Here is a 12,168-nt window from a genome sequence, read left to right as displayed (position 1 = left end):
GACTGTTGACGGGGTTGTCTGCTTGACTTATCCAAATATTCATGCTAAAATCAAAACGTTAACGTATAATTAAACAGAAACTTAGAAGATGGCCTACGATATTGAGCGACTAAAGCGAACTGATGAGACGAAAGAGCCGCCGCTTAACCCTGAGGAAATTGCAGCACGCAACAGTGGCTATAATGCAGACCTTTACGGTAATCTCCCGGATGGTATCAACGAGCCTACTGGCGACGTGAAAACACCAGGCGACCAAGACGAGAGTAATCAATTCTTTGATGAGGCTACCGCAATCGCCGCTGAAAACAACGACACTCTTGATGCCGACAAAGAACGCTCCGACGGCTTCAAGACCGTAAAAGTTAGATACGAGGGACAGGAATTCACCATCCGCCGTGCAGAAGCCTGGTATATAGAGGAGCACCCCGAGACGCCACGAGCCACCATTGAATTTCCGCCAATGCCTATTGATTACTTGGGCGTCACCGGCACTCACCATGTTGAGCTCATCGAGAGCACGCCCGACACATGGGAATGTGTCATCAAAAACGATATTACTAGTGGCAGCGAGCAAGACCTACCGCCCGAATATAGAGACATGCAACGTCCCCTTTCGCTGCGTGAAACCCACATCAAACATAGCATTCTCTCTCATCCAGAACTCATCGATCCAGAAGACCAAAAAAATCTCCGACGGGTCGCCGATCCTTATGCGGAACTAACCTCGCCAGAAGAAGCCACGTGATATAATTATCATCAGTGATAACACACATTAAACTATATCATTTTCGCTCCTACGGCCTTTATGAGACGACACTGGCGCCAGGCGGCACCGTCATCGTTGGACCAAACGGTACGGGCAAGACAAACTTGCTCGAAGCGATATACGTCGCCCTCCGCGGCAGCAGCTTTCGCGGCAGCCTCGCCGACTGTATGCAGCACAACCAAACACAAACCATCATCCATCTCGAAACCGACAACACCTCTCGACGCCTCCAGCTGCTCCGCACAGCCGACGGCACGATAAGCAAAGAATTTACGATTAACGATAGCCGCAGCAAACTCCTTCCCCGTAAACATCGCCTGCCGGTCGTTCTGTTTGAGCCGAGCGAACTACGACTCATCTCTTCCTCGCCATCACGGCGGCGGGATTTTCTGGATGGTATGCTGTCGCGACTGGATGCTCAATACGAAGCCACGCTCCGTGCCTTTCACCGAACCTTGCTCCAGCGCAATGAACTACTCAAACACCCCCACGAGACGACCCAAAACTGGCGCGATCATCTCTTTGCCTGGGATATTAAGTTCGTCCAGCTAGCGGCTCACATCGCCCAAGCCCGCGCTGAATTCTTGGCTAAACACGAGGCGGCGCTGAGTAGTTTATATGCAGCGCTGGCGGGACACGAAACAGCTTTTGCAGCCACCTATCAAGCCAGTACATCGCTTGATCGATACGAACAAGCACTTCTCGACCGCCTACAGCGTGCTCGCGACTATGAGATCGCTACAGGCCATACTTCGGCCGGCCCGCACCGCGAAGATTTTACTATTTTCCTCCACAGCCAGCCAGCCATCAAAGTCGCCTCACGCGGCGAAATGCGCACCATTATGCTGGCCTTCAAGCTGCTCGAGCTGGAACTGCAAACGAAGATCAGCCAATCGCGGCCACTGATCCTCCTAGACGACGTCTTTTCCGAGCTGGACGCCACCCGTGAAAAACTCCTCCAAGAGACCATCCAGCACCATCAATTCATCGTCACCACCACTGACGCCCGCCACCAGAGGGATGATTGTTTGATAATCTCAACGCGCTAAAATCCCGCCATTTTGGCGGGATGTATCATGCTAAGCTAAGCGTGACGATATTATTCACTCTCGCTCGGCTTCAGGTTTTGGTTGTTGAATTGCGTCAATATCATCGACAACTTCGCCAAGCACAATCATCGTATTATCTTCAACTATCTGCTCGTAATCCGGCACTCGTGTACGCAACCACTCACCAATCTGATCACCTGACACACCATTATCCTGCATTGTGATTAATTCTTCCAGCTGTTCACCTGTTAGAGACTCTACAGCCTCCTCGCCAATCCGCTCATTAATCGTATCTTGCACGTGAACAGCCAACTCTTGCAGTTGCTGCTCTGGCAGATTAAGACCCATCTCTCGTAGCTGATCAACCGTGATCAGCGCCTCATCAAGATTAACCTGTGGTGTATTGTCGTTATTCATAAACTATCCTTTTTTATTTTATCAGTTATCTCAACTGTTGTATCATTTTCCTCGACAAGTGGCCTACCTACTATTTATCTCGTTAGAACTAGGCTCTGTCACCCACGCTAGGATTTGGATTCTGCATCTCCTGTGTGAACGCTACATGACCTGCAACAGCTGCCCTACCGAACCGTCGGGTGAACTCACCTGTTGCCGTGAGCGTTTCTTTTGTCTTACGCCCCATGAAAGCAACCGGACGTGATAGGTAGCTACCGATGTCCCGCAGTCGCTGTGCCGCGGTAGTACGCACCTCACCGATTCGCTCGGCTGCACGGCCAGCTGCCTTACCTAACCGATCGGCAGTGGCGCTGACCCGCTCACCAGCAGACTGAAAACCATCACCGATCACCTCCTTTACACCCGCTAGCTTTTCCTGGCGCGCCTCGCGGCGTGCTTCCTGCCTTTCTTTGGCAGCCGTTATACGCTCACCTCGCCGCTCATTTATCTCATGAATCTTATCAAGAGCCTCTTGGCGCTGACTCTCAAGACTTTGCTGTTTCATCTCAAGTTCTTGCAAGCTAAGCTTGAGCATCTCGACTTGACCGCTGGCGACTCGCCATGCACTTTCTGCTATGCTTTCTGCTAACGCCAGTTGATTATTTTTGAGAGAACCAACTGGGTGCCTACTGCTCTCGTACGCCTCACGCGCCGCCGTGAGGCGTTCAAATGCGCTCGCCAGTTCGCCACTCGACATTGCTTCAATCTCTGCTTTTGTTCCAGCGATTTCTGTATCAGCACCCCTCTGCTTACCCTCTATGGCTACGATCTCTTCTCTGAGCCCAGCCCTTTTTCGCAAATCCTCAACTTCAGCATTTCTGTCATTCCTGGCTGCCTCGCGGCGTTCGCCTGCCGCCTCTTTGCGCTTCTGGGCCCGCTCCTGACGCTCCTGCCTTTTTGTAGCCAACTCATTTTCACGGTTCTTGCGAGCCTCCTCGCGTTGCTGACGGCGTTCAGCACGACGCTCCTTAGCACTCTGAGCAGCCTGACCGATAGTCTCTTTTAGACTCTTCCCAGTCTCAGCTGCCTTATTGAATACTTCACCAATCTTTCTCTTTGCCGCTCCGCCATGATTTGCTAGTTTTTCTCCTAAGCCTTTCAGGCCACCAACAATTCGTTTTGCCAAAGACTCTCGACGACCACCTGGTGTTTGCTCAAACGGATCAACCCATCCTTGAGTCTTGCTCTCTGGTAACGCAGCAGCGCTCCAGCCGTCCATTGCTTCCATTGGTGTAGGTTCTCGAAAATCAGGACCAGGATTCTGACCCTCACCAAGTTGCGCCCCTCCGGCAGTATTGAGCGTACGACTAGCCTGCTCGCTCCACGTAGATGGAAGATTTCCGCCGGGCGTCGTCAATATAGTCCATTCCTGCGACGATTGTTGCTTTACGCTTGATTCGGGGCTCATTTTATGCATACAAACCTCATATTCTTCATATATTTTAATATCACTGTAGTTAATCCTGTGCTTTATACTATCACAGATTTAATATATTGTCAACACATAAAATCCTAACACCCTTACGGATCAATATGCTAGCACCAGGGGTCTAGCTAGATATGAACGACACCCGAATAAGCTCAGAGCTACTCGCTCACGCCCAGCTCAATTCGCCTAAACTGGCGCACCACGATGTTCTCGCCGAGTTTAGCGATCGCCTCCTTGATGTGCTGCTCAACTGTCTTAGAATCGTCCAAAATGTATGCCTGGCCCAGCAACACTTGCTCAACAAAATGCTTCTTCAATTGACCTTCAACGATCTTCTCGCGCATCTCTTCGGGTTTGCTTGCAAGTGCTTCACTGGCCATCAGCTCTGCCTTCACTCGCTCCATTTCTTCAGCCGGAATATCCGCCTCAGAAACATACTTCGGACTCATGGCTGCAATCTGCATAGCAATTTCGTGCGCCAACGTCTTGAAATCATCCAAGCGGGCCACAAAGTCGGTTTCACAGTTCACTTCAACCACCACGCCAATTCGGCCCGAGTGCACATAGCTCTCGATCAAGCCTTCGCGCGCTTCGCGGTCGCCCTTTTTCTCTGCCTTGGTCAAGCCTTTTTTGCGCATCGCCTCCAGCGCCTTGTCAAAATCGCCATCAGTCTCGACCAGCGCCTTCTTTGCATCAGTCAAGCCCACGCCAGTTAACTCGCGCAGCTTTTTAATGTCGTCAACTAAAACTCCCATCCTATTTCTCCTCTTTTTTCACTGGTTTTTCTTCAGCCTTCACGCTACCCGCGCCCTCAGCTACGGCCGCCGTGAAGTAGTCCAGCAGCTGCTGGATACTCTTGATCGCATCGTCGTTACCTGGGATGACATAGTCGATGCCCGTTGGATTGACATTGGTATCAACCACGGCAAATACTGGGATGCCCAAAGTCTCCGCCTCGCGCACTGCATTGGCATCAGTCAGCGCGTCAACCACAACTACGGCGCCCGGCTTGCCCATCAGGTTCTTGATACCGCCGTATTTGAAATTCAGATTATCAATCTCCTCCTGGAAACGCTGCACTTCCAGCTTGTTGTAGCGCTTTTCCAGGTCGCCCGACGCCATACGCTTCTCGAGGTTTTTCAGTTTTTTAATTTGCTGGGCAATCGTTGCGCCATTGGTCAGCATACCGCCGATCCAGCGCTCAACTACGTACGGCTGATTGATGCTCTCGGCCGCCTGGCGCACCACATCCTTAGCTTGTTTTTTCGTACCGACGAACAGTACCTTCTTACCGCTAGCGGCGATTTTTGTCAGCTCCGGCAGCGCCTTCCCTAGCGCCTCAGCTGTCTTTGCCAAATCAATGATATGGCTATCCTGGCGTTTTGAATGGATGTATGGCGCCATCTTTGGGTGCCAGCGGCTGGTTTTGTGTCCGAAATGAACACCAGCTTCAAACAAAGCTTTCATGTCTACTATTACAGACATTAGATTACTCCTTTTTCCTCGCCCGCCACTTTTGGAGCTGCGACGGGCTGTGTCGTTATATTTAGTTACCTCGTCATTTTAACACGAGTCGACACCAAAAGCAATCCGTTACTGAGCAGAGCGAGACACTATGAACTTATCTAACTCTTGCTCGAGTTCAAGTGCCTCATTACTTGAAGAGGAAAGCTCGTTAACAATAAGTCTATCCTGCCCCGGCGTCACGACTTGCGCCTCGACAGATTGACCATTCTCCTCTGTTGGATCCTTACGGCGCAGCTCTGACTGAACGACATCGCCACTCGTTTGAACAATCTCAAAATAGTCAATTGCGCTATCGCCCACAAGAACACCATACGTACAATTATCACCCCACGCTAAGTCCTTTGCCGTCATATCCGGCACCGGCTCATCAATAAGGCGAGCCGACAGCTTAAATAATAAAATCGAACCAACCTTTGCCCCGTCTCGTCCAACAGAGCCAGGCCCATAAGCATCAAGTGCTACAACTGAAGTATTTACTTCCATTGGCACGACAAGAGAGTTGTCGACGACACGTTCGTGGGGATTAAACAGCTTTACCTTCACAGTATCGCAAGAACCAGAAGCGAAGTTCACTTCAAAAACCTTGCTAAGTGCCCAGCTAAGGCGCGACAATGTGTTCTCAGATAGAAAACCTATAGTATTTGCCTCATTACGGTCGGGGTAATTTAGTATTTCACCAACAGCCTGCGCCTTCTCTTTTTCCTCATTGCGCCGAAACGCTTCCTCTGCCAACCGGTTGAGATTATGCCCACCCCAAATATTTGGCTGCCTTTCCTTATCCATGTCGTGTAACTCCTTGGTTTTTAGCTATCGGAGTCAACTATACTCTCTCTCTTGATTTGTCAAGTACATAACAATATTTTTTAATAATTTACAAGCATAATTGTTGAACGGCCCTTGCCGAACGGCGAGTATAGCTCCAGTATGCAGCTGCACTAGTGGTGATATTTGCAATACCCATACTTTTTTGCTAAAATACCAAGGTTATGAAAAGCAGTATTCACCCACAGAACTATCGCCCGGTCGTATTTAGCGACGATCAAGCGGGCTTCGCGTTCTTGACTCAGTCAACAGCGCAAACCACGGACACCATCGTTTGGGAAGATGGCAAAACTTATCCGCTCGTCAAGGTGCACATCTCCAGCGCCTCACACCCATTCTTCACCGGCGAAGAAAAGATCATCGACACCGAAGGTCGTGTTGACCGGTTTAAGGCACGCCAAGCAGCCGCCCAGGCTCGCAAGACAGCCCTAGCCAACAAAGCCAAGAAAGCTGCCGCCAAAAAAGCCACCAAGGCGGCAGATGACACAGACGACACAAAGAAGAAAGCGGCTACACCTAAGGCAAAGAGCAAGAAAGCTAAGAAATAACTTAAGTCACGACACGGTATAGCTCAAAACCACCCCAATGACCGGGGTGGTTTTAGGTTAACAAGACTTAATGAAAATGACCAACTAGATCAGATTACCGCCTCCGCCGAAGCTGTTCTTCAAACTCCCCCTGTTTCCGAGCCGCTAACTTAGCTTCAATAACCCTAGCCATAGTTTGTACCGATCGCTGATAGTTAACCACACCTTCAGAGCTTGCGGGCTTGTCAACTCGTGAGCCCTCAATAAATGAACCGTCTCTATTCAAATCAATGGTAGTACAATGACCGTCAGGATGAGACCAGCTTACATAATGCCGCACAGGCCCACCATCACCTGGCTCAAAATACGACACCTCCTTCAAAATGCCAGTACTCCTATCTAGGGCAAACTCATCCATATGCCTGTTGAGTGCTGTTGTAGGACCTCCTTCATAGGCACGCGCTACACCGACAACCTGCTCGCCGCCCCTAGTAGCAACGAAGTCATCCGCAGGAAAACCAGGACTAAACCTAACCTCCATCCCCCTCAGAGACTCCAGCTTATAATCTTTTACTAAACCTTCGAGCTGCTGCTCACTTGGGGTACCAGATGTAAGTTGCCTAACGGTATCAAACATCTTATCAAAATACTCGAGAGAACCAGGCTGTATTTCCGGACTTGGTTCCGCCAGATTTTCTCCTTTAGCGGTCCTTGCTGCAACCCATTCCCCCACTTTACGTTCTGCTTTGCGACGTCTTTTTATTTTCTCTTTGCGTTCCCAGGTCCTATTTTCTTCTTGTGCCATCTCCCAGGCCTTCTCGACATTACGCACCCGCCCAAAGTTTGTCCCGAAGGTTTCATTGATCATACGTCGTGCTGATTGAAATAATTTGCCCATACTTTTTATTTTCCTTATCTTTGCTACTGCAATATATGATGCACTAATGGTCTACATATTACTCTATTTTCTTTTGTTTGTCAAGTATCCCTACGCCATTATCAGTATTTTACTAGTAGGCCCGCTGTCCCCCACCAATATGCTATAATAATCCATATGACAAAAATCTCTCTTGACCTCGAGGCGTTGAAGGCGGAGCGGGCGACGCTGGGTGATTTTTTGGCGCGTCCCGACGCGTATGGCTCGCCGGATTTCACGAGTAAAAATAAGCGGTTCTCAGAACTGGAGATGCTTATTATCAAGGGCGACGAGCGAGTGGCATTAGAGCAAAATCTGCGTGACGCCAAAGAATTAGCGAATGACGGCGGCGAATTGGCAGAATTAGCAAAAGCCGAAATCACTGAAACTGAAGCGCGTCTGGCAGAGCTGGAGGAAGAATTATTTACCCTCCTCACACCCAAAGACCCAAACGACGAGAAAAACATCATCATAGAAATCCGCGCTGGCGCTGGCGGCGACGAAGCCTCGCTGTTTGCAGCGGAACTGTACCGTATGTACCTGCGCTGGTGCGAAGCCAACAGCTATAAAACCGAGCTTATCAGCGAATCCGCCAACGATTCTGGCGGTTACAAAGAAGTTATTTTCATGGTCAAGGGTGACGCACCATACGCCAAATTGAAATTTGAAGGCGGCGTCCACCGCGTTCAACGCGTGCCAGTCACCGAAAGCCAAGGCCGCGTCCACACCTCCACCGTCACCGTGGCAGTACTACCGGAAGCCGAGGAGACTGACATCGAAATCAGCCCGAACGACCTGCGCGTCGATATTTACCGCTCCAGCGGCCATGGCGGCCAAAGCGTCAACACTACCGACTCGGCGGTGCGCATCACTCACCTGCCGACCGGCATCATCGTCACCAACCAAGACGAGAAATCACAGATTAAGAACCGCGAAAAAGCCATGAGCGTGCTGCGCTCGCGGCTGCTGCAAATGAAAATTGACGAAGAAAACGCCAAATTAAGCGCTGAACGGCGTTCGCTAGTCGGCACTGGCGACCGCTCCGAAAAAATCCGCACCTACAACTTCCCACAGGACCGCATCACCGACCACCGCATTCATTATAGCCGCAGCAATATCCCCGCGGCGATGAACGGGGATATTGACGATTTGATTGAACAATTACAGCGGTATGAGCGGGAGTTGAAGGCGAAGAACGCCGAAAAATAGTATCAGCTACCTAGTAGTATTATACCCCTAGCGCAGTCGAGCCAAGTTTACTATTCCGTCGCTGCTTTTCAATTTTGTGTTTTATTGTCTCAAATGGACTTTCACCTTCTATGGTATCACGACGACCCGTATCATATTTATACTCCGCCGAAATGGACATTAGCGTCATACCGCCGCGAGCATACCCCGGAATTTCTGTAATGCCCTCGCCGATCACGAACTCCCGTCCGTGTATATCATTGCCCGCTGGTACCGGTATCACCATCTCGTCTCGGGTATTGTTGCGTGTATACACATCATACGCGACCATATGATCATAGTGTCGTGCAGTCACAACCTTATCTGGTGTAACATAAGACTCGACCCTAACGCCATCATCACGAATAGCCTCAAAACAAAGCATACCACCACTCAACATAGGATCTCTAAAGTATTTATCATCAGTGCCGATAGTCACTCTATCACCCGGCTCATCGTGAACTAACACGTTAGCACCGCTTTCATAGGTGACAATGCGTGGCTCGTATTCTTCTGTATGCTCAATTTCCATCAGCGGTGGGATCTTATTTCTATTCATAGCTTATTCCTTTTTACTTGATTATGCTTAGTGTGGTTCTTATATTACTCTCTCTCTCTTGATTTGTCAATACTTTTTACAACTTTATAGCTATTTTGCAACCATAATCACTTTACTCATTCCTAGACCTGTGGTAGAATTAACAACATGACTATATCATCCTGGCTAAAGAATGCCGCCAGACAGTTAAAAGCTATCGGTATCGCGTCAGCGCGACTTGATGCGGAGTTGATACTAGCTAACACCCTGCGAAAAAGTCGGACGTACCTGCATGCGCATTTGGATGAGGAGATTGATCCGCGACGGGTTGATATCGCCGATGCTAGGTTGAGCCTGCGGCTTGATCGAGTACCGCTGGCGTATATTTTGGGCTGTAAGGAATTTTACGGTCGGAAATTTACTGTTTCGCCAGCTGTCCTCGTGCCGCGGCCGGAGTCGGAGGAGATGATTACCCTGTTCCTGGCGCTGACAGCCAGCGAGATCACACCAAAGACACTGATTGATGTTGGCACTGGTTCGGGCTGCCTCGGCATTACAGCGGCGTTAGAACGGCCGTCCCTGCGGGTTATCCTGTCGGATATTAGTCCACGAGCCATCAAAATCGCCGAGAAAAACGCGGGCAATTTGCATGCACAGGTGACATTGCAGCAACAGTCACTCCTTTCTGGGCAGATTGAGCCGGTGGATTATATCTTTGCTAATTTGCCGTATGTTGACCGAGACTGGGATGTTTCGCCAGAACTGCGTCACGAACCCGCCGAAGCGTTATTCGCAGCGGATAATGGACTGAGGTTGATTGAGACACTGATTGAGCAAGCGCCGCGCCGCTTGACGGCAGATGGTCTGCTCTTTTTGGAGGCTGATCCGAGGCAGCACCAGGCAATTCTCCATCAAGCAAGGCATCACGGCTTTCACGAGGTAGAGATGCGCGGCTTTATCATCGTCCTACGCCTTGTAGGCGCCAAGCGTTAGCTTGACCTTCCGTTCCTTGCCGTCACGCAGGATAGTCAGTTCTACCGTCTCGCCCGGCAAGAACTCAGAGATGAGACTGCCGAGGCCACCCTGCTCGCCGATCAGCTTGTCATTTACTTTAGTAATGATATCACCGTCCTTGATGCCTGCTTTATCTGCCGGCCCGCCAGCGACGACCGCCGATTTGCGACGCGAGCCGCCGACATATGCACCGCTTTTGACTGGTAATTTATACTCAGCACGGACTTCAGGGGTAATCGCAACATATTGCACGCCGATGTATGATTTCTGGACTTTGCCAGAACCAAGCACACTGCGTACCAACCCCTTGGTGGCGGCAATCGGAATTGCAAAACCCACACTCTGCGCATCCGAGACGATCGCTGTGTTGATACCAATAACTTGGCCCGACATATTGAGGAGCGGCCCGCCAGAGTTGCCCGGATTGATCGCAGCATCAGTCTGGAGTAGATCAGTCAGGCTCTCGGCTTCGTCGCTATATTCACTAGTAGAGGCCTGAACTGGTCGGCCCTTCCCCGAGATAATGCCCGTTGTGACGGTGTTCTGGTAGCGACCCAGTGAATTACCGATAGCAATTACTTTCTGACCAACATGCACAGTGCTTGAGTCACCCAGCGTGGCTGCCGGCAGGTCATTCACACCATTGATCTTGAGAAACGCCACATCGTTGAGTGGATCAACGCCAGCAAGCTTGACATCCGTATACTGCGTACCGTCACTACCCATAATCTCGATGGTTTCAGCGTCCTTGACGACATGTTTATTCGTCAAAATATAACCGTCTTTACTGATGATGATCCCTGTACCAGCACCTTGCTGCACTGTCGCACGCGACAATGTCCGGTCATTCTTAGTGGTTACGATCGAAACCACGCTCTTAGACACACGCTGCACAACTTCTCTGATATCTGCTTCGTCGCGCGACATGACGAGGTTGCCGTCAGGAGTAGACTGGATAGACTGTTTATTAAACTGCGTCGTTAGCCACGAACCCAGCACTGCCGAGCCAACCATCAGCCATAGCATCGTGATGACACAAGCACTAATCAACGCTAGCTTCCTGCGACGCGGCACACCCGGTCGAGATTGGAGTTGCTGAGCTGAACGAGATTCTTGCTCCATTATAGTGTCACCGAGTTAAAGAATAGTAAAATGGTCAGGATAAGCGCCGACGCCAAGATAGCCGGGCCGGCAACTTCAGCAATAACAATCGTCTTATGCTTATGCCAAGAAGTATAAATACGTTCGGCTACGAATGATAGCAGCGTAAAGATAATCGTCACCTGCGGTAGTTGCAGCGCATTCACCCCAAGCAGCGCATAGCCAAACGTCCAGTAATGCGCCAGCCAGCCAATCTCCGCAAATACCAGCCCCCAGGCTAGACTGAGTACAGTAATCTGCTCCTCACGAAACGTCGATAGGAAATGCCGAGCCGTGCCATACCCAATAATTAGCGCACTCAACACAACCACCGCGGCTGGCCATTCGTGTGACACTGCAAACAGTGCTGCCGTGCCGATAAATACCGCGAGACCCGCCTGTAATGTCATCTGCCAGCGCTTTGATAGCGGCTTGATAGCGACAAGCCATATCGCATAAAATACCGCTAGCGCAATTCGTAGCACCAGCGTCGCCTGCGGCGCATACATCAGCGCCACCACACCGAGACCAACCACCACGTCAACCAGGCTTCCTTGAATATTCGTTAGCCAAAACTTAGGGCGCACCGACAATGTCCGCCACTTGCTTAAGAGTACCAGCACAATCGCCGCCAACGGATAATGAATCTCCTGCGACATCCAGAACAAGACTGCCACCATCCCTAAATTGAGTGCATAATAAGCGATATTACTGAGAAGCGACCGTCGCCTGGCTGTTTTTTTCAGAAACTCCATTG

At 50.3% G+C, this 12,168-nt stretch carries 14 protein-coding genes; 5 read left to right on the top strand and 9 right to left on the bottom strand.

The window, feature by feature from the left end; genetic code table 11:
* Nucleotides 1-88 precede the first annotated feature (88 nt).
* Nucleotides 89-745 (top strand): hypothetical protein, encoded by a 657-nt coding sequence (locus GWK74_01155; GenBank protein QHU90131.1) that lies wholly within the window; start codon nucleotides 89-91, stop codon nucleotides 743-745.
* Nucleotides 746-759: 14 nt separating this feature from the next.
* Nucleotides 760-1,815 carry a DNA replication and repair protein RecF gene (gene recF, locus GWK74_01150; protein QHU90130.1) on the top strand — a complete coding sequence of 352 codons (1,056 nt, stop codon included), beginning with the start codon at nucleotides 760-762 and terminating at the stop codon, nucleotides 1,813-1,815.
* Between the two features lie 54 nt (nucleotides 1,816-1,869).
* On the opposite strand, the gene GWK74_01145 is transcribed toward recF, so the two are convergent.
* The 5 genes from GWK74_01145 to GWK74_01125 form a co-directional block, all read right to left on the bottom strand.
* On the bottom strand, nucleotides 1,870-2,232 hold the full coding sequence (locus tag GWK74_01145; GenBank protein QHU90129.1) for a hypothetical protein: 363 nt from the start codon (nucleotides 2,230-2,232) through the stop codon (nucleotides 1,870-1,872).
* Between the two features lie 88 nt (nucleotides 2,233-2,320).
* The gene (locus GWK74_01140; protein ID QHU90128.1) at nucleotides 2,321-3,688 is read right to left on the bottom strand and encodes a hypothetical protein; all 1,368 of its coding nucleotides are present in this window, start codon (nucleotides 3,686-3,688) and stop codon (nucleotides 2,321-2,323) included.
* A gap of 170 nt (nucleotides 3,689-3,858) precedes the next feature.
* On the bottom strand, nucleotides 3,859-4,455 hold the full coding sequence (tsf, locus tag GWK74_01135; GenBank protein ID QHU90127.1) for a translation elongation factor Ts: 597 nt from the start codon (nucleotides 4,453-4,455) through the stop codon (nucleotides 3,859-3,861).
* Between the two features lies 1 nt (nucleotide 4,456).
* Nucleotides 4,457-5,185, bottom strand: coding sequence for a 30S ribosomal protein S2 (gene rpsB / locus GWK74_01130; GenBank protein QHU90126.1), 729 nt, complete (start codon nucleotides 5,183-5,185; stop codon nucleotides 4,457-4,459).
* A 108-nt stretch (nucleotides 5,186-5,293) separates the two neighbouring features.
* Nucleotides 5,294-6,010: a hypothetical protein gene (locus GWK74_01125; protein QHU90125.1), complete on the bottom strand. Its 717-nt coding sequence runs from the start codon at nucleotides 6,008-6,010 to the stop codon at nucleotides 5,294-5,296.
* Nucleotides 6,011-6,213: 203 nt separating this feature from the next.
* Between GWK74_01125 and GWK74_01120 the strand changes: the two genes are divergently transcribed.
* Nucleotides 6,214-6,597, top strand: coding sequence for a type B 50S ribosomal protein L31 (locus tag GWK74_01120; GenBank protein QHU90124.1), 384 nt, complete (start codon nucleotides 6,214-6,216; stop codon nucleotides 6,595-6,597).
* Nucleotides 6,598-6,691: 94 nt separating this feature from the next.
* Here the strand turns inward: GWK74_01120 and GWK74_01115 are convergent, their stop codons facing one another.
* Nucleotides 6,692-7,474, bottom strand: a complete 783-nt coding sequence (locus GWK74_01115; GenBank protein QHU90123.1) for a hypothetical protein — start codon at nucleotides 7,472-7,474, stop codon at nucleotides 6,692-6,694.
* Between the two features lie 156 nt (nucleotides 7,475-7,630).
* Here GWK74_01115 and prfA point away from each other — a divergent pair, with 156 nt between their 5' ends.
* Nucleotides 7,631-8,701 carry a peptide chain release factor 1 gene (gene prfA, locus GWK74_01110; GenBank protein ID QHU90122.1) on the top strand — a complete coding sequence of 357 codons (1,071 nt, stop codon included), beginning with the start codon at nucleotides 7,631-7,633 and terminating at the stop codon, nucleotides 8,699-8,701.
* Between the two features lie 19 nt (nucleotides 8,702-8,720).
* On the opposite strand, the gene GWK74_01105 is transcribed toward prfA, so the two are convergent.
* Nucleotides 8,721-9,278: a hypothetical protein gene (locus GWK74_01105; protein ID QHU90121.1), complete on the bottom strand. Its 558-nt coding sequence runs from the start codon at nucleotides 9,276-9,278 to the stop codon at nucleotides 8,721-8,723.
* 147 nt (nucleotides 9,279-9,425) lie between these two features.
* On the opposite strand from GWK74_01105, the gene prmC reads away from it, so the two are divergent.
* Nucleotides 9,426-10,250, top strand: a complete 825-nt coding sequence (gene prmC, locus GWK74_01100; protein ID QHU90120.1) for a peptide chain release factor N(5)-glutamine methyltransferase — start codon at nucleotides 9,426-9,428, stop codon at nucleotides 10,248-10,250.
* Here prmC and GWK74_01095 read toward each other — a convergent pair.
* On the bottom strand, nucleotides 10,224-11,393 hold the full coding sequence (locus GWK74_01095; GenBank protein QHU90119.1) for a PDZ domain-containing protein: 1,170 nt from the start codon (nucleotides 11,391-11,393) through the stop codon (nucleotides 10,224-10,226). The two genes, prmC and GWK74_01095, sit on opposite strands and share 27 nt — an antisense overlap.
* Complete coding sequence (locus GWK74_01090; GenBank protein QHU90118.1) at nucleotides 11,393-12,166, bottom strand: hypothetical protein; 774 nt, start codon at nucleotides 12,164-12,166, stop codon at nucleotides 11,393-11,395. Before GWK74_01090 ends, GWK74_01095 begins: the two co-directional genes overlap by 1 nt.
* Nucleotides 12,167-12,168: the final 2 nt, after the last annotated feature.

Source organism: Candidatus Saccharibacteria bacterium oral taxon 488, from assembly GCA_010202115.1.
In the GTDB taxonomy this organism is placed as follows: Bacteria; Patescibacteriota; Saccharimonadia; order Saccharimonadales; family Saccharimonadaceae; genus Nanosynbacter.
This window is presented reverse-complemented; position numbering and strand designations above follow the sequence as displayed.

Bases quoted from the DNA above. Each gene is read 5' to 3' on its own strand.
- GWK74_01125 (QHU90125.1), bottom strand. From the start codon at position 6,010: ATGGATAAGGAAAGGCAGCCAAATATTTGGGGTGGGCATAATCTCAAC.
- rpsB (QHU90126.1), bottom strand. From the start codon at position 5,185: ATGTCTGTAATAGTAGACATGAAAGCTTTGTTTGAAGCTGGTGTTCAT.
- GWK74_01090 (QHU90118.1), bottom strand. From the start codon at position 12,166: ATGGAGTTTCTGAAAAAAACAGCCAGGCGACGGTCGCTTCTCAGTAAT.
- GWK74_01145 (QHU90129.1), bottom strand. From the start codon at position 2,232: ATGAATAACGACAATACACCACAGGTTAATCTTGATGAGGCGCTGATC.
- GWK74_01155 (QHU90131.1), top strand. From the start codon at position 89: ATGGCCTACGATATTGAGCGACTAAAGCGAACTGATGAGACGAAAGAG.
- GWK74_01140 (QHU90128.1), bottom strand. From the start codon at position 3,688: ATGCATAAAATGAGCCCCGAATCAAGCGTAAAGCAACAATCGTCGCAG.
- GWK74_01120 (QHU90124.1), top strand. From the start codon at position 6,214: ATGAAAAGCAGTATTCACCCACAGAACTATCGCCCGGTCGTATTTAGC.
- prmC (QHU90120.1), top strand. From the start codon at position 9,426: ATGACTATATCATCCTGGCTAAAGAATGCCGCCAGACAGTTAAAAGCT.
- prfA (QHU90122.1), top strand. From the start codon at position 7,631: ATGACAAAAATCTCTCTTGACCTCGAGGCGTTGAAGGCGGAGCGGGCG.
- GWK74_01105 (QHU90121.1), bottom strand. From the start codon at position 9,278: ATGAATAGAAATAAGATCCCACCGCTGATGGAAATTGAGCATACAGAA.
- GWK74_01115 (QHU90123.1), bottom strand. From the start codon at position 7,474: ATGGGCAAATTATTTCAATCAGCACGACGTATGATCAATGAAACCTTC.
- GWK74_01095 (QHU90119.1), bottom strand. From the start codon at position 11,393: ATGGAGCAAGAATCTCGTTCAGCTCAGCAACTCCAATCTCGACCGGGT.
- tsf (QHU90127.1), bottom strand. From the start codon at position 4,455: ATGGGAGTTTTAGTTGACGACATTAAAAAGCTGCGCGAGTTAACTGGC.